The 21,187-nt window shown below is 70.8% G+C and carries 17 protein-coding genes and 1 tRNA gene; 7 read left to right on the top strand and 11 right to left on the bottom strand.

Annotation, left to right across the window (positions count from 1 at the left end; all coding sequences use genetic code 11):
- Window positions 1-37: 37 nt before the first annotated feature.
- Complete coding sequence (locus R4I43_RS21125; protein ID WP_324267399.1) at window positions 38-1,483, top strand: Nramp family divalent metal transporter; 1,446 nt, start codon at window positions 38-40, stop codon at window positions 1,481-1,483.
- A 197-nt stretch (window positions 1,484-1,680) separates the two neighbouring features.
- On the opposite strand, the gene R4I43_RS21120 is transcribed toward R4I43_RS21125, so the two are convergent.
- Window positions 1,681-2,628 (bottom strand): DUF3048 domain-containing protein, encoded by a 948-nt coding sequence (locus R4I43_RS21120; protein ID WP_324267398.1) that lies wholly within the window; start codon window positions 2,626-2,628, stop codon window positions 1,681-1,683.
- A gap of 185 nt (window positions 2,629-2,813) precedes the next feature.
- Between R4I43_RS21120 and R4I43_RS21115 the strand changes: the two genes are divergently transcribed.
- Together R4I43_RS21115 and R4I43_RS21110 are read left to right on the top strand one after the other, a co-directional pair.
- A complete protein-coding gene (locus tag R4I43_RS21115; protein WP_324267397.1) occupies window positions 2,814-4,142 on the top strand; it encodes a carboxypeptidase regulatory-like domain-containing protein in 1,329 nt (442 codons plus the stop codon).
- A 74-nt stretch (window positions 4,143-4,216) separates the two neighbouring features.
- Window positions 4,217-4,960, top strand: coding sequence for an SDR family oxidoreductase (locus R4I43_RS21110; protein WP_324267396.1), 744 nt, complete (start codon window positions 4,217-4,219; stop codon window positions 4,958-4,960).
- A 25-nt stretch (window positions 4,961-4,985) separates the two neighbouring features.
- Here R4I43_RS21110 and R4I43_RS21105 read toward each other — a convergent pair whose 3' ends face one another.
- The 7 genes from R4I43_RS21105 to R4I43_RS21075 form a co-directional block, all read right to left on the bottom strand.
- Complete coding sequence (locus R4I43_RS21105) at window positions 4,986-6,110, bottom strand: MsnO8 family LLM class oxidoreductase (RefSeq protein WP_324267395.1); 1,125 nt, start codon at window positions 6,108-6,110, stop codon at window positions 4,986-4,988.
- Window positions 6,111-6,127: 17 nt separating this feature from the next.
- Window positions 6,128-7,465 (bottom strand): NtaA/DmoA family FMN-dependent monooxygenase, encoded by a 1,338-nt coding sequence (locus tag R4I43_RS21100; protein WP_324267394.1) that lies wholly within the window; start codon window positions 7,463-7,465, stop codon window positions 6,128-6,130.
- Window positions 7,462-8,607: an LLM class flavin-dependent oxidoreductase gene (locus tag R4I43_RS21095; RefSeq protein ID WP_324267393.1), complete on the bottom strand. Its 1,146-nt coding sequence runs from the start codon at window positions 8,605-8,607 to the stop codon at window positions 7,462-7,464. The genes R4I43_RS21100 and R4I43_RS21095 overlap by 4 nt, the downstream gene beginning before the upstream one ends.
- 410 nt (window positions 8,608-9,017) lie before the next feature.
- Window positions 9,018-10,016 (bottom strand): selenide, water dikinase SelD, encoded by a 999-nt coding sequence (gene selD / locus R4I43_RS21090; protein WP_324267392.1) that lies wholly within the window; start codon window positions 10,014-10,016, stop codon window positions 9,018-9,020.
- 33 nt (window positions 10,017-10,049) lie between these two features.
- Window positions 10,050-10,144: transfer RNA gene (locus R4I43_RS21085), tRNA-Sec, on the bottom strand.
- Window positions 10,145-10,181: 37 nt separating this feature from the next.
- Window positions 10,182-11,165: a sigma-70 family RNA polymerase sigma factor gene (locus tag R4I43_RS21080; protein WP_324267391.1), complete on the bottom strand. Its 984-nt coding sequence runs from the start codon at window positions 11,163-11,165 to the stop codon at window positions 10,182-10,184.
- A gap of 72 nt (window positions 11,166-11,237) precedes the next feature.
- Window positions 11,238-12,167: a siderophore-interacting protein gene (locus tag R4I43_RS21075; RefSeq protein ID WP_324267390.1), complete on the bottom strand. Its 930-nt coding sequence runs from the start codon at window positions 12,165-12,167 to the stop codon at window positions 11,238-11,240.
- A gap of 60 nt (window positions 12,168-12,227) precedes the next feature.
- On the opposite strand from R4I43_RS21075, the gene R4I43_RS21070 reads away from it, so the two are divergent.
- Window positions 12,228-13,238: an ABC transporter substrate-binding protein gene (locus R4I43_RS21070; protein ID WP_324267389.1), complete on the top strand. Its 1,011-nt coding sequence runs from the start codon at window positions 12,228-12,230 to the stop codon at window positions 13,236-13,238.
- A gap of 62 nt (window positions 13,239-13,300) precedes the next feature.
- On the opposite strand, the gene R4I43_RS21065 is transcribed toward R4I43_RS21070, so the two are convergent.
- From R4I43_RS21065 to R4I43_RS21055, 3 genes are all read right to left on the bottom strand, one after another.
- Window positions 13,301-14,287, bottom strand: a complete 987-nt coding sequence (locus tag R4I43_RS21065; protein WP_324267388.1) for an LLM class flavin-dependent oxidoreductase — start codon at window positions 14,285-14,287, stop codon at window positions 13,301-13,303.
- A gap of 145 nt (window positions 14,288-14,432) precedes the next feature.
- Window positions 14,433-15,455 (bottom strand): LacI family DNA-binding transcriptional regulator, encoded by a 1,023-nt coding sequence (locus R4I43_RS21060; protein WP_324267387.1) that lies wholly within the window; start codon window positions 15,453-15,455, stop codon window positions 14,433-14,435.
- A 69-nt stretch (window positions 15,456-15,524) separates the two neighbouring features.
- Entirely contained in the window at window positions 15,525-17,837 is a 2,313-nt protein-coding gene (locus tag R4I43_RS21055) for a beta-xylosidase/alpha-l-arabinosidase (protein WP_324267386.1), read from the bottom strand.
- A 297-nt stretch (window positions 17,838-18,134) separates the two neighbouring features.
- On the opposite strand from R4I43_RS21055, the gene R4I43_RS21050 reads away from it, so the two are divergent.
- The 3 genes from R4I43_RS21050 to R4I43_RS21040 are packed head-to-tail and all read left to right on the top strand — an operon-like array spanning window position 18,135 to window position 21,180.
- A complete protein-coding gene (locus tag R4I43_RS21050) occupies window positions 18,135-19,433 on the top strand; it encodes an ABC transporter substrate-binding protein (RefSeq protein WP_324267385.1) in 1,299 nt (432 codons plus the stop codon).
- Window positions 19,430-20,362 (top strand): carbohydrate ABC transporter permease, encoded by a 933-nt coding sequence (locus R4I43_RS21045; protein WP_324267384.1) that lies wholly within the window; start codon window positions 19,430-19,432, stop codon window positions 20,360-20,362. Before R4I43_RS21050 ends, R4I43_RS21045 begins: the two co-directional genes overlap by 4 nt.
- Window positions 20,362-21,180, top strand: a complete 819-nt coding sequence (locus R4I43_RS21040; RefSeq protein ID WP_324267383.1) for a carbohydrate ABC transporter permease — start codon at window positions 20,362-20,364, stop codon at window positions 21,178-21,180. The genes R4I43_RS21045 and R4I43_RS21040 overlap by 1 nt, the downstream gene beginning before the upstream one ends.
- Window positions 21,181-21,187 lie beyond the last annotated feature (7 nt).

The raw sequence follows: 21,187 nt of genomic DNA, 5'->3' as shown, positions 1-21,187 counted from the left end.
ACCTGATCGGCCGTATCCGCTCCCGCCAGGAGGCATCGTGGCCATCCAGGATCGAGAGGTACCGAAGGCAGGGGCCGTGGCCCGCGAACTGCCCAGCAAGTTCCTTCCCGCAGCCAAGTACCGCGACCTGCCCGAGCCCCGCACGTTCCGGCAGATCTTCGGGGCCAGCATCATCCTCACCGCCACCGCGATCGGTTCCGGCGAGTTCGTGCTGTGGCCCTACATCACCAGCCAGGTCGGCCTGGTCCTGATGTGGACGGCCGTGCTCGGCTTCTTCATGCAGTACATCCTCAACATGGAGATCGAGCGGTACACGCTGGCCACCGGCGAAACCGCGGTCACCGGCTTCACCCGGATCTGGCCACCGCTGGGCGTGCTGATCACCGTCATCGCGATCACCCCCAACCTGTGGCCCGGCTGGGCGACGGGCGCGGCCACCATCGTGACCTACGTGGCCGGGGCGGGAGCTCCGGTGCCGATCGCGATCGTGGCGATGGTGGCCATCGGCGCGGCGCTGACGCTGTCCAAGGTGGTCTACAAGACCGTTGAACGCGTCGAGATGGTGCTGGTCGGCGGGATCGCGGTGTTCCTGGTGGTGGCGCTGTTCGTGGGCACCGGCCTGTCGGACTGGGCGGCCTTCGGCGCCAGCTTCGCCAACGTCGGCCAGCTGCCGCCGATGGAGGAGGTCGGCGGTGTGGCCGCGCTGCTGGGTGCGATCGCCTTCGCCGGTGCCGGCGGCGGCAACAACCTGGTGCAGAGCAACTGGGCCCGCGACAAGCAGATGGGCATGGGCCAGTTCATGCCGCGGGTGACCTCGCCGTTCACCGGTGAGGAGGCGGCGGCCGCCGGAACCGGGCACATGTTCCTCGACAGCGACGAGAACCGGCGCCGCTGGAAGGGCTGGTGGAAGGTCGCCAACGTCGAGCAGTTCGGCACCTTCTTCCTGCTCGGCTGCGGAACCCTGGTGATCATGTCGGTGCTGGCCTACGCCACGGTCTTCGGCGTACCGCTGCCCGAGGACGACTTCGACTTCATCAAGGCGCAGGGCGAGATCTTCGGCCAGAACTTCGGCGGCTGGTTCCAGACCGCCTTCTGGGTGGCCGGTGCGATCGCGCTGTTCTCCACCCAGCTCGGGATCATGGACTGGGTCAGCCGGTTGACCGCCGACACGGTCAAGGTCACCTTCTTCCGGGAGAGCACCAAGGTCACCGAGAGCCGCATCTACTTCACGGTGATCTGGACGATGATCATCGCCGGCTCGGCGATCCTGCTGTCGGGAACCGAGGAGCCGCTGGCGCTGATCCTCATCTCCTCGTCGGCCGGCGGCGTGGTGATGTTCCTGTACTCGATGCTGCTGATCTTCACCAACCGCAAGTTCCTGCCCCGCTCCATCCGGCTGGGCGGCTGGCGCATGGTGATGATGTGCGTCGCCGTGGTCTTCTACGGCTACTTCTCCATCGCGCTCCTGGTCGACCAGTTCTAGGAGCTGTTGGTGGTCGTCTTGCTTGGCGGTGCGGGTGGCGGAACCTGAGCGGCTCCGTGGACTCCGCGCGCCGCTCCTGATGTATGGCCAACACGGCGTCACGGCGTACTCGCCACGAACCCGCTCAGAACCCGCGGCGGTGCCAGCTGCCAGGGCGGCGAAGGAAAATGCGGCTCCGCCGCATGCTTGAACGAGTTCTAGACCGGCGCCAGGACCACCCAGACCTGGCCGGCCGCCACCGGGAGTGGTGCGCCGGCCGGGTCGGTGTAGGTGGTCGGGGCTTCGGGGGAGGGGCGGGTCCAGGTGCCCTCGAAGGCCTTGCCCTCGCGCAGCACCAGGGCCTGCCCGCTGCCGATCGACTCGGCCACCGGTGACGGGTTGCCAGCGGCGTCGCGCACCACCGACTCGTGCGTGCGGACCTTCTGGATGATCACGGTGGACGTGCCCAGCCGGCCGCTGTTGACCGCGGCGTAGGGCTCGCCGTCCATCGAGACCATCCAGCGCCGGTTCTGGTGGTTGAAGAAGAAGCCGACGGTCGTGGCGGGGTAGCGCACCTCGTAGCGCTCGGTGGGAGCGCCGCCCGGCGGGACGTCGCCGATGAGCGGTCGGCTGGCTCCGGTCCAGGGCTGGCCGGGCGGCAGCTTGGTGGAGTCGACGAACAGGTTGTGCGGCACGGGCCGGGAGTCGTCGCGGGAGTAGGCGGCGGGCACGTGCGCGTCGGAGGCGTCGGTGAGCGGGGCCGCCGCGATCGTCGGCAGCACCTCGGGCGCGGCGCCGGAGTAGGCCAGCGTCGGCCTGCCGTACTGCGGGAGGATTTCGGCGTCGGTCTCCCGGGCGCTGCGCACCGGGCCGATCGTCTGCGGCTTGTTGGTGGCGAAGATCGCCAGGATCCGGCTCAGCCCGCCCTCGACGGGCTCGACGTAGACGACGTCGGCCGCGTCCAGGCCCACCGGGGGACGGCCCTCGGCCGCGTTGTCGATCTTGACCGCGACCACCGGCGGTCCGTTCGGCGTCCCGGTGCCGCCCTGCTGCTCGGAGGACACCCCGCCGCCCTGCGGTGGCGGTGCTGGTTCCGGCTGGCATGCCGTCGCGCCCGCGACCAGCAGGATCAGTGCGGCGGAGAGCGTGGGTAAGCGCGTGCGCATGGTGCGGCCGAACTCCTTCCCCCCGAAGTCGAGGCTACGGATCTGGAAGGAATTCGCATTTCGATCGAGGTCGCGGGTGTCAAGCGGAGCGATATCCGGAATAAGTTAGTGTGGCTAACGGTTGTTCGAGTCAACCGTCTCCCATCCCGCACGGCGATCACCCGTGCCCACGAGAAGGAGGTTCCTTGACCGAGGCACAGCCGCCCTCGACGGTGCGCACGCTGGTCAACACCCTGTGGTTCCCCGCGTTCTTCATCTGCGGCTTCATGCTGTGCTACCTGCTGCCGCTGCACGCCCCGAAACCCCACGACATGCCCGTCGTGGTCGTCGGAGACCACGCCGCGCACCAGCTCGCCGCCACCTTCCAGGCGAGCATGCCCGGCGGCCTCGACATCACCCCGGTGCCCGACGAGGCCAGCGCGCGCGAAGCCATCACCCAGCGCGACGCCGTCGCGGGCTACGACCCCGACAACGGCGAACTGCTCTACGCCAAGGCCAACGGGTCGGCCCTGATGATGATCCTGCAGCAGATCTTCACCCCCGTCGCCTCGGCCACCGGACACCACCTCGTGCTCACCGACCTGGCGCCCTCGGCACCCGGCGACGTGATGGGCACCGGCCTGCTCTACTGCCTGCTGGCGATGAACATCCCGCCCTACGTCACGGTGATGATGCTTCTGCGCGCCGAACTGCGCACCCGGCAGAAGCTCGCCGCCCTCGTCGGAGTCGGCGCCTTCGCCGCCGTCGTCTGCTACACCGCCGCCCTGTCGATGGGCGTCATCTACGACCAGCCGCTGCTGCTGCTCGTCGGGTTCCTGCTCACCCAAGCGGTCGGGTGGACCTCGTTCGGGCTGGTGCCCTTCGTCAAGCAGTTCCTGCCCGGCGTGGCGATGGGAACCTTCGTGCTGCTGAGCATGCCCTCCTCGGGAGGCGCGATCCCGAAGGAGGTCGTCCCGCCGTTCTTCCAGGCGCTGCACGGGTTCCTGCCGCTGGGCCAAGCCGTCGACGCCATGCGCGGCATCCTCTACTTCGACGGCGTCGGAGCGCCCCGCGGCATCATCGGCCTGTGCTGCTGGTTCGCGCTCGGCATCGCGCTGGTGGCCGGGCACCGGTGGTGGGTGCGCCGCAAGGCCGGCACCGACCCCGAGTCCGTCACCGCGGCAGGCAGCTACGAGCACGAGGACGACGCGGCCGGCGTGGTCGTCGATCCCGTGCTCGAAGCCCCGAAACCCCGCAAGCACCGCACCCTTTCGGGGAGCGTCCGCGACGAGGACGGCACCCCGGTGCCCGGCGCGATCCTGACCATCACCGACCAGTCCGGGATGCAGCTGGCCCGCCTGGTCGCCTCCACCAGTGGCGAGTACGAGGTCCACGACCTGCCGGAAGGCTTCGTGACCGTCGTCGTGTCGGCCCCCGGCCGCCGACCCGCCGTGGACCGGGTCGCCGTCCGCAGCGGGCGCGGCCGCGACCAGGACTTCGCGCTGCCCTCCGAGCGAGTGGCGGCGAGGAGGTAACCACCACGTGGGACCGGCGCTGGGGATGCGGCGGCTGGGGCTTCTGAGCTCGGCCATCAGGTATCAATGTGGCCATGAGCAACGAGCGAGTCGCGGTCGTGACAGGTGCCGGTTCGGGACTGGGGCGGGTGATCGCCCGCGCCCTGCTGGCCGAGGGCTACCGGGTGGCGCTGGCCGGGCGCCGTCCCGAACCGCTGGCCGAGGTCGCCGGCGACTCCACCGCGGCGCGCGCGATCCCCACCGACGTCGCCGACGCCGAATCCGCGCGCGCCCTGTTCGACACCGTCGAGCAGGAGTGGGGACGGCTGGACCTGCTGGTCAACAACGCCGGCACCTTCGGGCCCGCGGGCGACGTCGGAGAACTGTCCGCAGAAGACTGGAACACCGTGGTGCAGGCCAACCTCACCGGCTCCTTCCTGTGCGCCCACCACGCGTTCCGGATCATGAAGGACCAGGACCCGCGCGGCGGGCGCATCATCAACAACGGGTCCATCTCCGCGCACGCGCCCCGCCCGCGCAGCGCCGCCTACACCGCCACCAAGCACGCGATCACCGGGCTGACCAAGTCGATCTCGCTGGACGGGCGGCCGCACGACATCGCCTGCGGGCAGATCGACATCGGCAACGCCGCCACCGACATGACCTCCGGCATCGCCACCGGCGCCGCCCAGGCCGACGGCTCGGTCCGCCCGGAACCCACCTTCGACCCGCAGCACGTCGCCGACGCGGTGCGCTACATGGCCGGGCTCCCGCTGTCGGCGAACGTCCAGTTCATGACCATCACCGCCACCACCATGCCCTTCATCGGCCGCGGCTGAGGACACCGAAGTTCCAGCCGTCCCTTCAGCCCTGGTTCCAGGTCTTGGCGAGGAGTTCGTAGGAGCGCACCCGGTCCGGGTGCCGGTGGGTGATGGTGGTGATGACCAGTTCGTCGGCCGCCGTCACCCGCTGCAGGGTCGTGAGCTGCTCGGCGACCTCCTCGGCGGTGCCCACGAACTGGGTGGCGAGGCGGTCGGCGACGACCTCGCGGGACTCGTCGTCCCAGTCGAACTCGGCGGCCTCGGCGGGGGAGGGGAACGGGATCGCGCCCGCACCGGCGCGGATGCTGTGCACCCACATCCCGTACGGCGAGGCCAGTTCCCGCGCCTGCTCGGTGGTCTCGGCCACGACCACGTCCGCCGAGACCACCACGTGCGGCCGGCCCCAGCGATCCGACGGCCGGAAGTGCGCGCGGTAGGACTCCACCGTCTCCAGCACCGTCGACGGCGTGATGTGGTAGCTCGCCGCCAACGGCAAACCCAGTCCCCCCGCGGTCACCGCGCTATCACCACCGCTGGAGGCCAGGACCCACAGGTCCAGGTCCGCGCCCTCGGCCGGGTTGGCGCGCACCGGCGCACCGTCCGGGCCGGGGAACCCGCCCTCGACGAACCGGCGCAGGCGCGTGACCTGCTCCCGGTACTCCAACTCCTCGGCGGGAGCGCCGACGAGCTCGGCCTGCTGGCGCAGCCGCGCGGCGTAGTTCGCCGAACGCGCCACCGCACGGGGTTTCGGCGGCACCACCAGGCCGTCGACGGTGGAGCCCTCGTGCTCGGCGGGCGCGGTCAACCGCTCGGCGAGCTCCCGGGCGCGCTTCTTGCCGGAACGGCCCACGCCCAGATCGACCCGACCCGGGTGCAGCTGCGCCAAGGTGCCGAACTGCTCGGCCACCGTCAGCGGCGAGTGCTGGCCCAGCAGCACCGCCGCCGACCCGACCCGGATCGTGCTGGTCGCCCCGGCGATCGCGGTCAGCAGCACCGCGGGCGCCGCCGAGGCCACACCGGGCGTGAGGTGGTGCTCGGCGACCCAGTAGCGGCGGTAGCCGAACTGCTCGGTGCGTCGCGCCAGGTCGAGCGTGTTGCGCAGGGCGTCGGTCGCGGTCTGCCCGGAGACGATCGGCGACAGGTCCAGGACCGACAGCGAAGCTGGCATCGAAAGGCCTCCGGATCTCAGGGAACGGGTGCGCGCCCGAGGTTCTCGCGCAGAGTGGACCCCGGGTACTCGGTGCGGTAGACGCCGCGCTCCTGCAGCAGCGGCACGACCTTCGCGACGAAGTCGTCCAGGCCGCCGGGCGTGAGGTGCGGAACGAGGATGAAGCCGTCGGAGGCGTCCTCCTGCACGAACCGGTTCATCTCCTCGGCCACCGAGGCCGGGCTGCCGATGAACGACTGCCGCGCGGTGACCTCGATGATCAGCTCCTGGATCGAGAGGTTCTTGGCCTCGGCGAGCTCCCGCCACCGCCGGGCGGTGGCCAGCCGGTCGCCGAACATGCGGGTGCTGGCCCGGCCCTGGGTGATCGCGTCGCCGTCGACGACCGGGTCGAACGGCGGCAGCGGACCGTCCGGGTCGTGGTCGCCGAGATCGGTGTTCCACAGCTGCTCCAGGAACGAGATCGCGGTGGGCCCGCTGACCTGCTGCTTGCGGATGAGCGCCGCCTGCTCCTGCGCGTCGGCGTCGGTGTCGCCCACGACCACGCTGGTCGCCGGGAACACCAGCAGCTCGTCGCGGGAGCGGCCGTGCGCGGCCAGCCGCGACTTGACGTCGGCGTAGAAGTCCTTGCCCGCCTGCAAGGTCCCGTGCCGGGTGAAGATCGCATCGGCCGCCGACGCCGCGAACTCCCGGCCGGGATCGGAATCACCGGCCTGGAAGATCACCGGACGACCCTGCGGGCTGCGGGGGACGTTGAACCGGCCGCGGATGTCGAAGTGCGCGTCGCGGTGCTCGAACTCCCCGGCCCTCGGATCCGACAGGAACACCCCGGCGTCCTTGTCGGCGACGATCTCGTCGCCGCGCCACGAGTCGAACAGCTCGGTGGCCGTGGCCAGGAACTGCCGAGCCCGCTCGTAGCGCTGGTCCTCCGGCAGGAACCCGCCGCGCCGGAAGTTCTCGCCGGTGAACGCGTCCCACGAGGTCACCACGTTCCACGCGGCACGCCCGGCCGAGAGGTGGTCGAGGCTGGCGAACTGCCGCGCCACCTCGTAGGGCTCGTTGAACGTGGAGTTGATGGTGCCGGCCAGCCCCAGCCGCTCGGTCACCCCGGCCAGCGCCGCCAGCACCGCGAACGTGTCCGGCCGGCCCGCCACGTCCAGGTCGTAGATCTTGCCGGCGTGCTCGCGCAGCCGCAGCCCCTCGGCGAGGAACAGGAAGTCGAACTTGGCCCGCTCAGCGGTGTCGGCCAGGTGCGCGAACGAGGAGAACTCGATCTGGCTCAGCGACCGCGGATCGCTCCACACCGTGGTGTTGTTGACCCCGGGGAAGTGCGCGGCCAGGTGGATCTGCTTGGTCACGACGTGCCTCCAGCTCTCGCGTAGCGGTTGGCGGGCCGGGCCAGCCCGAGCCGGTCGCGCAACGTGCCCGGCGCGTACTCGGTGCGGAAGACCCCGCGCCGCTGCAGTTCCGGCACCAGCTCGTCGGTGATGGACTCCAGGTCGCGGGGAAGCTCACCCGGCAGCAGCCGGAACCCGGTCACCCCGCCCTCGGCCAGCGACAGCAGCAGGTCGGCCAACCGCCCGGCATCGCCGACGAACACCGGAGCGTCCGATGTGGACGGTTCGTCGAGCTCGTCGAGGCGCGCCTTGCGGTCCGCGGCCTCGGAGCCCAGGAACACCAGCAGGTCACCGAAGACGTGCACCGGCTCGCCCGGAACCCGGTGCGCGGCAACCTCGGAGACCGCGCGAGCCGCGGAATCCGGATCCGCCACAGGGGTGAACACCACGTCCGCGGATCTGGCTGCGAACTCGAAACCTGCCCGGTCGCTGGCGGAGGCGGTCACCAGCGGCTGGCCCTGCGGCGGGCGAGGCGTGATCGACGGGCCCTTCACGCTGAACCACTCGCCGTGGAAATCGATGTGGTGCAGCTTGTCCCGGTCGATGAACCGCCCGGTGGCCACGTCGCGGATCTCCGCGTCGTCCTCCCACGAATCCCACAACCGCCGCACCACCTCGACGTGATCGGCGGCTTCGGCCAGCAGCTCACCCGCGGCGATCTCCCGGCGACCGAAGTGCGCGTTGTCGCCGGGGCTGGCGCTGACCTGCGGCAACCAGCCCGCCCGGCCGCCTGAGACGTGATCCAGCGTCGCGATGGCCTTGGAGATGTGGAACGGCTCGGTGTGGGTGACCACCGCGACCGGCACCAGCCCGACGTGCCGCGTGCGCGGCGCCACGCGGGAGGCGACCAGGCTCGCGTCCAACCGGCCGCGCACCCGGTCGGTGCGCTCATCCGGCCCGTTCGGCGAACTCGACTGCGGGCCCAGCGAATCGGCGAAGGTGACGAAGTCCAGCAACCCGGTCTCGGCGCGGTGGACCAGGTCCAGCCAATACCCGGCGGTGAACAGCTCCCCGGGCCTGGCCTGCGCGGAACGCCACGAGGCCGGGTGCCAGCCGGTCCCGTCGAGCGCCACCGCCACGTGCAACTGAGTCGGTCGAACCATCCTCGTGTCCTCCCTGCGCGCGCGGCGCGGGTCGAGGGGTGAACACCGCTGCTAGGCGGTGCCGGACACCGCTACGCGCCACCGGTGAACCGGGAGACGTGCGGGAAACGGGGGAGAGGTGGCGAAGATTCGCCCGTCACCGCGGACAGGCGGCGGCGATGATCCGGAGCAGGTCGATGTGGTCGCGCGTGACCAATCGCAGCCGGTGAGCCATGTCCCCAAGCTAGAACCGCGGCGCAACACCGTCAACGAAGCCCAAGATGTGGGCACAACCCCATCACCCGAACCCGGATTACTCCGGTAATCGGGTCCCGGAATACCGCCGTAATCCGGTGCCGGAATACCGCCGTAATCCGGTGCCGGAATACTGCGGTAATCGGGTTCCTGAATACTGCGGTAATCGGGGTTCGTCAGCGCAAGGTGATGCGGATGTCGTCGGTGCGGCCGGGGAGCACGTGGCCGATCACCGGGGCGCCCGGGACCTCGCCGACGATCAGGAGACCGCCCGAGGTCTGGGCGTCGGCCAGCAGGAACAACTCGTCCGCGCTGGTACCGCCCGGGTCCAGGTGCGGGCGCACCCAGTCGAGGTTGCGGCGCGTGCCGCCGCTGACGAATCCGTCGCGCACCGCCTCCCGCGCGCCCTCCAGGAACGGCACCGCGGCGACGTCGACCTCGGCCGCGGTGCCCGAAGCGCGCATCGTCTTGAACAGGTGCCCCAGCAACCCGAAACCGGTCACGTCCGTGGCGCACACCGCACCGGCCCGCAGCGCCGCGCGGGAAGCATCCCGGTTGAGCTCGGTCATCGCCGCCACCGCCTGCTCGAACCGCTCCCCGGTCCGCTTATGCCGGGTGTTGAGCACCCCGATGCCCAGCGGTTTGGTCAACGACAGCGGCGAACCCGGCCGCGCGGCGTCGTTGCGCAACATCCGGTCCGGATCGACCACGCCGGTCACCGCCAGGCCGTACTTGGGCTCCGGATCGTCCACGCTGTGCCCGCCGCCCAGGTGGCACCCCGCCGCGCCCGCCACCTCGGCGCCGCCGCGCAGCACCTCACCGGCCAGCTCGAACGGCAGCACTTCCCGGGGCCAGCCCAGCAGGTTCACGCCCAGCACCGGCGTTCCGCCCATCGCGTACACATCGGACAGCGCGTTGGCCGCCGCGATCCGGCCCCAGTCGGCGGGATCGTCGACCACCGGCGTGAAGAAGTCCGTGGTCACCACGAGCCCGGTGCCCTCGTCGGTGCACACCACCGCCGCGTCGTCCCCCGTGTCCAACCCGACCAACAGCTTCGCGTTCGGCTCGGCCACCTCCGGGATCAGCCCGCCGACCACGTCCTCCAGCTCGCCGGGTGGGATCTTGCAAGCGCATCCGCCGCCGTGCGCGTACTGGGTGAGCCGGTAGCCGCCCATCGATCCCGTCCTCGCGGTCGGTGCAGGAGGTCTTGGCGGAGACGGACGGGAATCGAACCCGCCGCGCCGAGTTGCCCGGCGCCATCGGCTTTGAAGGCCGTGGGGGCCACCAGACCCCGAACGTCTCCGCGCCCCACTGTAGGAGACAGCACCGATCGGCACAGATCAGCCGGTCACCGAGTCCGGGAGCCCGAACTGCGCGAAGTCGACGTCGAAGAAGCACACCACGTGCTCCACCCGCTGCTCGCCGAGTTCGAGGACGTGCAGTTGAAAGGGGCGGAAGACGTCGTCGTCGCAGCGGATGTAGACGCCGAAGGCGAGCTGGCCGTTGGCCCGGGTCGGGCGCAGCCGAAGCCCGTCCGGACCGGCCGGGCACTGCCGGGCGTTGAGCTGCCCGATGCGCTCGCCGCCTTTGACCCACAGCTCGAACGGCGGCATCTCCCACACCGCCTCGGCGGTGAACAGCTCCACGATCGCCGGCACGTCCTTGGCCTCGAACGCCTTGACGTAGCGCTCCAGCAGCCGCTCCTGCTCGTCGGTCAGCGGCTGCGGCCGGTCCTCCTCCGACGGTGCCACGTCCGCCAGCTGCGCGCGGGCGCGCTGCAGCACGCTGTTGACCGCGGCGGTGGAGACCTGCAGCGCCTCGGCGACCTCCGCCGCCCGCCACTTGAGCACGTCGCGCAGGATCAGCACCGCCCGCTGCCGGGCGGGCAGGTGCTGCAGGGCGGCCACGAACGCCAGCCGCGTGCTCTCCCGCAACCCCACCACCGAAGCGGGGTCGGTGTCGGTGTCGGCGATCATCCCGTCCGGCATCGGTTGCAGCCACGGCACCTCGCCGGAGGCCACGACCTTCTCGTGCGGCACGTCGTCGGCCGGGGCGCCCAGGCCGCTGGGCAGCGGTCGGCGCTTGCGGCTCTCCAGCGCGGTCAGGCAGGTCGTGGTCGCGATCTTGTACAGCCAGGTGCGCAGCGAACTGCGGCCCTCGAAGCGGTCGTAGGACCGCCAGGCCTTCAGGTAGGTCTCCTGCACCAGGTCCTCGGCGTCCTGCAACGACCCGAGCATCCGGTAGCAGTGCGCGAGCAGCTCCCGGCGGTAGGAGTCCGCCTGCGCGAGGAAGTCATCGGCAGGCGCGGTCGAGGTGACTGGCATGGCGCTGGCCCTTCGGTCTGAGGTGGCCCGACCCGACGCCGAAGACCGTAGCGCGATGCTCCGACAAAGGGGTCAACTCCGACCTTCGCGCCAATAACCCATGAACGCCACCGCCCGCTTCGGGACGCCGTGCTCGTCGACCATCAACCGGCGCAACCGCTTGATCACCGCGGCCTCACCGGCCAGGAAGCCGTAGATCGACTCGGTCGAGGCCTCCGGCACCTCCCACAGCACGCCGGTGTCGACGTCGACGTCCTCCAGCTCGCCGTCCCCGGCTCCGGCCGCGCCGACGGGGCACAGCTCGCGCAGCACCCCGGCCACGCCCTCGCAGAGCAACTTGCCGTGCGGCGCGCCGTCGCGCGCGTACCAGCGCACCTCGACCCCCGCCGGGCCCGTCCACTCCTGCCGGTCGCCGTCCTCGGGCACCTCCGCGCACACCACGCCGCGCGCGTGCGCGGGCAGCGATTCCACGATGGCCGCGAGCGCGGGCACCGCCGTCTCGTCGCCGGCCAGCACCAGCCGCTCCGCCGAAGCCGGGGGCGCCCACTCGCAGCCCCACATCCGCCCCGTTCCGGGCCGGTCGGGTGCGAACAGGCCGATGACCTGGCCGGGACGCGCGGCGGCGGCGAAGGAGGAGGCCGGACCCGCGTGGCCGTCGTCGAGCCCGTGCAGCACGAAGTCCACGTCGACCTCGCACGCCTCGGGCCGGTAGTCGCGCACGGTGTAGGTCCGCAGGTCGGGCCGGACGTCCTCGGGCAGGGCCAGCCAGCGCGGGTACCAGTCGTCGCCTTCGGGGAAGTCCTCGAGCGCGCGGCCGGGCTTGGGCAGCACGATCTTGATGCGCTGGTCGTGCCCGCCGCACCCGAACTCGGCCAGGCACGCTCCGCCGAAGGTGATCCGCGTGAAGCTCGGGCCGAGCCGCAGCACGCGGGTGACCTCGACCGGGAACAGGCGGTAGCCCGGCTTCGCGGCGGTGTTCCGCCCGCTCTGCGCCACTGTCATCCGAAACCTCCCGATGGTGCTGCTAGGTTAGCCTAGCCTTAGAACATGGGGAGGTCGACCTTGCGTCACTCGATCCGGGCCGCGGCACTCGCCGCGGTCTCGCTCGCCGCCATCGGCACGCTGTCCGCGTGCGGATCATCGCAGTCCGAGCAGCAGACCGGCACGGGCTGGTCCTACACCGATGACCGCGGCATCGCGGTGACCCGGCCCGAACGCCCGCAGCAGATCGTCGCCCAGGTCTCCGCCGGTGCTGCGCTGCAGGACTTCGGGGTGAAGATCGCCGGGACCTTCGGGCCCCTGGTGCGCGACGACGGCTCCGTCGAACCCGAAGCCGGTGGCCTCGATCCCAAGCAGGTCGCCGACGTCACCGGCGCCGGGTACGGCGAGATCAACCTGGAACGGCTGACCTCGCTGCAGCCCGACCTGCTGGTCAGCGGCAAGTACGCGGAATACCCGGGGCTGTGGCACCTGGTGGAGGACCAGGAGCAGAAGGTCAAGGAGATCGTGCCGACCCTGGGCGTGCAGCAGTCGGGGATCGCGCTACCGGAAGCCATCGGCAAGTACGAGCAGCTCGCCCGGGCGCTGGGCGCCGACGTGGAATCACCGAAGGTCAAGGTCGACGAGCAGGCCTTCAACGCCGCCGCCGACCGGCTGCGCGCCCTCGGCGCCCGGATGAAGGCCGAGGGCAAGTCCATCCTGGCGATCGGCGGCACCAAGGAGGAGTTCTTCGTCGTCGTGCCCGCCCGCAACCCCGACCTGGACTACTACGTCAAGGAACTCGGGCTGCCGATCACCACGCCGAACAACCCCGATCCCGCCAGCGGCGGCTACTACGAGCGCCTGTCCTGGGAGAAGGCCAACGCCTACCCGGGCGACATCATGCTGTGGGACGCCCGCTCGGCGTCGATGACACCGGACCAGATGAAGCAGAACCCCGTCTTCGCCGCCACGCCCGCGGCCGCTGCCGGGCGCTTCGCCGAGTGGGACGCCGTCGCTCCGATGAGCTACCCGAGCTACGCCAAGATCATGAACAAGCTCGCCGACCAGCTCGAGTCGAAGCTCAACGGGTGACCGCCGTCGGGGGCCGGCCGACGAGGCCGGCCCCGGACGCGCGGTGAAATCCCGATCGACGGTCAGTCGCCCAGGTCGCGGACCTCCGCCAGCAGCTCCAGGGATCGGAGCCAGGCGGTGCGGTCGACCGCGGAGGAGACCACCATCAGCTCATCGGCCTGCGCCTGCTTGGCGAACTTGGCGAGGTAGTCGTCCACCTCCGCCGGAGTGCCCGCAGCGGTGTAGCGGGTCATGGACTCGACCTGGCGACCGGCGGGCGAGGCCAGCAGCGCGTCGACCTCCCCGTCGTTGAGGTCGCGTCCCTGCGCCAGCATCCGCCGCGCCCGGTAGCGCTTGGCCGCTTGCAGCTGCTGCTCGGCGTGCTCGGTGGTGTCGGCGGCGATCACGTTCACCCCGGCGATCACGTACGGCTCCGACAACTGCGCCGACGGCTGGAACTCGCACCGGTAGTGCGAGGTCGCCGCCTCCAGCGCGTCCGGCGCGAAGTGCGAGGCGAACGCGTACGGCAAGCCCAGCAGAGCGGCCAGCTGAGCGCCGAACATCGACGAACCCAGCACGTACAGCGGAACGTTCGTGCCGTAGCCCGGGGTGGCGTTGACGCCGGCGATGCGGGACTCGCCGGCCAGGTAGCCCTGCAGCTCCAGCACGTCCTGCGGGAACGAATCGGCCGAGGTGGGGTCGCGGCGCAGCGCGCGCATCGTGCGCTGATCGCTGCCCGGCGCGCGCCCCAGCCCGAGGTCGATGCGGCCCGGGAACAACGTCTCCAGCGTGCCGAACTGCTCGGCGATGGTCAGCGGCGAGTGGTTCGGCAGCATGATGCCGCCCGCGCCCAGCCGGATCGTGCTGGTCTGCGCGGCGACGTGGCCGATCAGCACGCTGGTCGCCGAGGAGGCGATGGTCGGCATGTTGTGGTGCTCGGCGTACCAGATGCGGTGGTAGCCCCAGCGTTCGGCGCGCTGGGCCATGTCGACGCTCGCGGTGAAGCTGTCCGCGGCGGTCTCCCCGTCGCCGATGTGCGCCAGATCGAGAACGGAGAGAGCCACAGTCACGGCAGGATCAGCCTTTCCACACGCGCCACGCGCCGGAGCACCGCGCCCCGGTCAATCGTGGCAACGCCGCGCGGGGCGGCGATATTTCCCGGTGGACATGTGATCTGGCCCCGCATGCGCGGCGTGGCCGGGCGGCGACCGCCGGTCAGGACCCGCTCGCCGGCCCGGTGCTGCCGCGCACGACCAGGTCGGTGGCGAGCTCGACGCGGTTGGTGTCGAACCGGCCGGTTTCGGCGTGGCGCAACACCATCCGCGCCGCCTCGGCGGCCATCGTCGCGACCGGCTGGTCGACGGTGGTCAGCGCGGGGGAGATCCACTGCGACATCGGCAGGTTGTCGAAACCGACGACGCTGAGGTCGTCGGGGATGCGCAGCCCGCGCTGCTCGGCCGCCCGGTAGGCGCCCAAGGCCTGCTGGTCGTTGGCCGCGAAGATCGCCGACGGCGGCTCGGGCAGCGCCAGCAGTTCGCCCGCGGCCTCCTGGCCCCGGTCGTGGGTGAAGTCGCCGTCGACGATCAGCTGGTCCTCCACGGCGATGCCGGCGGCCATCAGCGCCGAGCGATAGCCGTCGAGGCGCGCCACCGAGCACTGCAACTGCGGGGGGCCGCCGATGAACCCGATCCGCCGGTGGCCCAGCTCCACCAGGTGTTCGACGGCCGCGCGGGCACCGCTCCAGTTCGTCGCGCCCACCGAGGCCACCCGCGGGTCCGGCTGCCCCAGTGAATCGATGATGATCACCGGCACGCCGAGCCCGTGCAGCTGCTCGGCGTGGCGCGGGCCGAGCTCGGTGACCGCCAGGATGATCCCGTCCGACCGCCGCGAGGTGAGGTTGTCCAGCCACGCGCGCTCGGTCTTGCGGCCGTCGTGCGCCGCCGAGACCACCATGCCCACCCCGGCGTCGTGGGTGACGCTCTCGACGCCGCGCACTATCTCCAGCGCCCACTCGTTGTCGAGGGTGTGGAAGACCAGGTCGATCAAGCCCGCCCGGCCGCTGCCGTGGCTGGCGCGGCGTGAGTAGTTGTAGCGGGTGATGAGCTTCTCGACCCGCTCGCGGGTGTGGGCGGCGACCTCCGGGCGTCCGTTGAGGACCTTCGACACCGTCGGGACCGAGACTCCGGCCTCGCGCGCGATGTCGCTGATCGTCACGCGATTCTTCTTCGCCTCTGCCACCGTGCCTCCTCGCTCGACCGACGCCACCGTACCTGAAACTTTCGGGACTGCCGCCCACACCCGATCACGTCATGACGACACCGTCACCGGAGTGTCCAGCACCCGGTCAGCTCCGACCTCGCGCACCTCGCCGACCAGGCGGAACTCACCGGACAGCCGCGGTTTCGCGCTGTCGCCGCCCACGTGCACCTCGATCAGCCCGGGGTCGACGATGCGGCGCCCGCGCGCACCCGAGTAGGCGGTGCGGTCGGCGTGCAGCAGGAACGACACCCTCCGGCTCTGCCCGGCGGGTACCGAAACCCGGCTGAAACCGGCCAGCTGGCGCACCGGCCGGGTCACCTGCGCGACCGGGTCCCGCAGGTACAGCTGCACGACCTCGTCGCCGTCGCGGTCGCCGGTGTTGGTGACCGTGCACGAGACGTCCACCGCGCCGTCGGTGGGCACCTCCTCGGCGCTGATCGCCAGGTCCGAGTAGGCGAAGCTGGTGTAGGACAGGCCGTGGCCGAACGGAAACAGCGCCGTCGGGTCCAGCGAACTCACCTCGCTGACCGCGCCCAGGGGAGCGGTCAGGTAGGTGCCCGGGTTGCCGCCCGGGGTCGCCGGGATCGACACCGGCAACCGGCCCGACGGGTTCACCTCGCCGGTGAGCACCCCGGTCAGCGCCGCCGCACCGGCCTCGCCCGGGAAGAACACCTGCACCACCGCCGCGGCCCGATCCGCCAGCTTCCCCAGCGCGTACGGGCGACCGCTGGAGACCACCAGCACCACCGGCGTCCCGGTCTCCAGCAGCTCCTCCACCAGCGCTTCCTGCTCGCCGGGCAACCGCAGGTCGGCGGCGTCGCACCCCTCGCCGGAGGTGCCGCGGCCGAACAGGCCGGCCCGGTCGCCCACCACCGCCACGCACAGGTCGGCGCCCGCGGCGGCGTTGCGCGCGGCCTCGAAATCAGCGCCGCCCTCGGGGAGGTCGCAGCCCTTGACGTGGTCGACGTGCGCGGCGACCCGGGCGATCTCGTCGCGGAAGGTCGGCAGCTCGATGCCGTTCGGCCAGTCCGGGTAGGACACCCCGATGTGCGCCGGGAACGAGTAGCAGCCCAGCAGCGCGAAGGGATCATCGGCCAGCGGGCCCACCACCGCGACCCGGCCCGGCTCGCGCACCGGCAGCGTCCCGTCGTTGGTCACCAGCACCACCGACTCCTCGGCCAGCCGCCGCGCCAGCGCCCGGTTGGGCGCGGAGTCGAACTCGCGCGGCCGGTCCACCTCCGGTGACCAGTCCGGGTCCAGCAGGCCCAGCTCGACCTTCTGGCCCAGCACCCGCGACAGCGCCCGGTCCACCAGGGATTCGTCGACCTCGCCCGTGCGCACCAGGCGCGCCAGCGGTTCGACGTAGCAGCGGGCGTTGGGCAGCTCCACGTCCACCCCGGCGCGCAGCGCCGCCGCACCGGCCGTGCCCGGGCCGTCGGCGACGCCGTGCAGCTTGTGCAGGAACGACACACCGAAGTAGTCGGCGACCACGGTGCCGGTGAAACCCAGCTCGTCGCGCAGCAGATCGGTCAGCAGGGCTTCGTCGGCGGCCGAGGGCATGCCGTCGACGTCGGTGTAGGAGTGCATCACCGATCGGGCGCCGCCCAGGCGCAGGGCCATCTCGAACGGCGGCAGCACCACGTCGGCGAACTCGCGGGCACCCATGCTCACCGGCGCCAGGTTGCGGCCCGCGCGTGAGGCCGAGTAGCCGGCGAAGTGCTTGAGGGTGGCCACGATCCCGCTGGACTCCAGGCCCGCGACGTAGGCGGATCCGATGCTGCCGATCAGGTACGGGTCCTCGCCGATGGTCTCCTCGACCCGGCCCCACCGCAGGTCCCGCACCACGTCCAGCACGGGAGCCAGGCCTTGGTGCACGCCCACCGAGCGCATGTCGGCGCCGATGCTCGCGGCCATCTCGCCGACCAGCTGCGGGTCGAACGAGGCGCCCCAGGACAGCGGGACCGGGTAGGCGGTGGCGCCCCAGGCGGTGAACCCGGCCAGGCACTCCTCGTGCGCCACGGCGGGGATGCCGAACCGGCTGGAGCCGGTGATCTCCCGCTGCAGGCGGGTCAGGGCGGCGGCGCCGTCGGCGGGGGCGATGGGGGCGCTGCCGAACACGCGGGTGAGCTGCCCGAGACCGCTCTTGATCATCTCGTCCCAGGGCGGGGTGTCGTCGGCGAAGTCCTCCTGGTGCGGCGCGACGCGCTCCTCCGCGCCGGAGACGTAGATCCACATCCCGACGAGCTGGTTGAGCTTCTCCTCCAGCGTCATGCGGGACACCAGATCGGCGACCCGCTCCTCGACCGGTAGTGCGGGATCGCGGTAGGGCTGGCGGTCGTCGGTCGGGCGCGACTGCGGCATGTGCTGCGACTCCCGTCGTGGTTGGGCGAACGTCCGGACGACGCTTTCGAAACATTTCGGCAGCGAGGTCCGGTCACCGGGGTGTAACGGTCGACAGGTTGCCACATCGTTCGCCGAAAGTCCTGCGCGAATCCCACCAATTCGCAGCACGGCGGAAGCCTGAAAGTTTTGGAAACTCAGCCTTGTCGTTCGCTCGGCCGGCGCGGTACCGTCTCGCCGTCCGGCAGCCCGGTGTGACCGCGTGCACACCGCCGCCGGAACTCCGGAGGAGTCCGCAACGGTGCGACGGGAGTGACCATGCGTGGACTGCGACGTCTGTGCGCGATGGGGGCGACGCTGGCGCTCGCCCTGACCTCGACCGGCTGCGCCGTGCTGCTACCGCCCAGCGAAGGCAGCGCCGACGTGGTCACCACGTGGGCGATCAGCGGCGGCGGCGAAGAAGAGCTCATGCCCGGCGAGGCCCAGAAGTTCCAGCAGCGAACCGGCCGCCGCGTGCAAACCCAGTTCTTCCAGAACGACCCCTACAAGAACAAGCTCTGGGTCTCGATGGGATCGGGCACCCCACCCGACACGTTCTTCGGCTGGGGCGGGGGAGCGCTGCAGGCGTTCATCAACGCCGGCAAGGTCGCCGACCTCGCGCCCGCCATGCGCGAACACCCCGAGTGGCGCAACAACTTCCTGCCCAGCGTCATGAGCCCCGTCGACATCCACGGCGGCACCTACGGCATCCCCATCGGCGGCATCCAGCCCGTGCTGCTGTACTTCAACAAGGACGTCTACGCCAAGACCGGCCTGCAGCCGCCGCGCACCTGGAACGAACTGCTCGACCAGATCCCCAAGCTCCAGCAGGCCGGGTACCTGCCGATCTCGCTCGGCGGCGCCGACTCCTGGACCTACCTGATGTGGGAAGAGGCCATCGTCGACCGCGTCGCCGGTCCCGAAGCCTTCCGAACCGTCCTAGACGGCAAGCCCGGCGCCTGGCTCAACCCCGACATCATCAAGGCCAACACCATGCTGCAGGACCTCGTGCGCAGGGGAGCGTTCGGCAACGCCTTCGCCTCCACCAGCGCCGAACTCGGCCAGCAGCGCACCCTGCTCGCCAGCGGGCGCGCAGCCATGATGGTCCACCTCGGCTCCGGGTACTCCGACCTGCTCGGCGACGACGAGAAGTGGGTCCGCGAAGGCCACCTCGGCTGGGCGCAGTTCCCCGCCGTCGAAGGCGGCAAGGGCGACCCCGACAACCTCGTCGGCAACCCCACCACCTTCATGTCCGCCACCAGCGGACCCGACCAGCAAGCCTCGGTGGAGTTCCTGCGGCGAGAGCTGTCCAGCCCCGAGTTCACCCGGGGCACCCTCGAACGCGGCGACGTGCCACCGGTGACCGGCATCGAGGACCAGCTGCGCGCCTCCGAAGACGCCGACTACATGACCTTCGTCTACGAGCTGGCCAAGAACGCGCCCCACTTCCAGCAGTCCTGGGACCAGGCACTGCCACCCGGGCCCGCCCAGAACGTGCTGATCAACCTGCAGAAGCTGTTCCTCGACCAGATCAGCCCGGAAGAGTTCTCCCAGCTGATGGAGGAGTCCTCGAGATGACCGCCACCGAGGCACTGCGCCCCGCGCCACCCGCCACCACCGAACCCCCGAGCCGCTCCGCGCGGCACTGGACCGAACCCTCCACCTGGTTCGCCGCACCCGCCCTGGTGTTCTTCGCCGCGTTCGTCATCGCACCCATCGTCGTGGTGATCGTGCTGTCCATGATGGACTGGAACGGCATCAGCTCGCCCAGCCTCAACGCCCTGGGCAACTGGAGCGAACTGGCCACCGACTCCGGCATGTGGCACTCGGTGTGGGTGTCGCTGCAGGTGATGATCCTGTGCTGGGTCGTGCAAACACCCATCAGCATCCTGCTCGGCGTTTACGTCGCCGGACAGCAGAAGCACCGGGCCGTGCTCGCCGCGCTGTTCTTCCTGCCGCTGGTGCTGTCGTCCACCGGCATCGGCATCGTGTGGCGCAACCTCGTCGACCCCGAATTCGGCGTGCTGCCCGCGCTCGGCCTGCCCGGCCTGAACCTCCTCGGCGACGCCGACTTCGCCCTCCACACCCTCATCTTCGTGGTGTCCTGGCAGTTCATCCCGTTCCACACGCTCATCTACCAAGCAGGCGTGCGGCAGATCCCCGCCCAGCTCTACGAAGCCGCCGAACTCGACGGCGCCGGACCCGTGCAGCGGTTCTTCCTCATCACCCTGCCGCAACTGCGCAACACCATCGTCACCTCCAGCACCCTGATGCTGGTCGGCTCGCTGACCTACTTCGACCTGTTCTACGTGCTCAGCGAAGGCGGCCCCGGTGACGCCACCCGGATCCTGCCGGTGAACATGTACGTCACCGGCTTCCAGCAGTACCAGCTCGGCTACGCCAGCGCGATCGCGCTGCTGCTGGTGGCGCTCGGCACCGCCCTGTCGCTGGGACTGACCAAGTACTCCGGCTTCGCCCGGATGCGCAGCGAGCAGGAGGGCGCGTGATGCTGCGAACCAGAGGCCTGCTGCCCAACGCCGCCGCCCTGCTGTGGGCGCTGGTCGTGGCCATCCCGCTGTACTACGTGGTGGTCACCAGCCTGCGCGGCGAAGAAGCAGCCGTCACCGACAACCCGCTGTCGCTGCCGGGTTCCCCGACGCTGGAGAACTACGGGCTGGTGTTCTCCGACGGGTTCTTCAAGTTCCTGTTCAACAGCCTGCTCACCACCGGGCTCACCGTCGTCGTGGTGCTGGCGACCGCCCTGCCCGCCGCCTACGTCGTCGTGCGCGGCAAGCGGCGGCGCCACCAGTGGTTGTTCCGGATGTTCCTGGCGGGCTTGGCGATCCCGCTGCAAGCCACGATCATCCCGGTCTACGTGATGATCGTCGAAGCCGGGCTCTACGACAGCCTGCTGGCCATCATCCTGCCCGCCATCGCCTTCGCCATGCCGCTGTCGGTGCTGATCCTGAGCAACTTCCTGCGCGACATCCCCGAGGAGCTCTACGAATCGATGTGCCTCGACGGTGCCGGGCAGTTCCGCGTGCTGGTGGACCTCGTGCTCCCGCTGTCGCGACCGGCCCTGCTGGCCGTGGGCATCTACCAGGCACTGCAGGTGTGGAACGGGCTGCTGTTCCCGCTCATCCTCACCCAGCGGGAGGAGACCGCCATGCTGCCGGTGATGCTGTGGCAGTTCCAAGGCCAGTACACGGTCAACGTCCCCGCCATCATGGCCGGCGTCGTGCTCTCCGCGATCCCCGTGCTGGTGCTCTACGTCCTCGGCCGCCGGTTCATGATCGCCGGACTCACCGCGGGCGCGGGCAAGTGAAACCGCT

This window comes from Saccharopolyspora mangrovi (assembly GCF_035320975.1).
Classification (GTDB): Bacteria; Actinomycetota; Actinomycetes; order Mycobacteriales; family Pseudonocardiaceae; genus Saccharopolyspora; species Saccharopolyspora mangrovi.
Note: the sequence above shows the minus strand (reverse complement) of the source record. Positions and strands in the feature narration are given on the sequence as shown.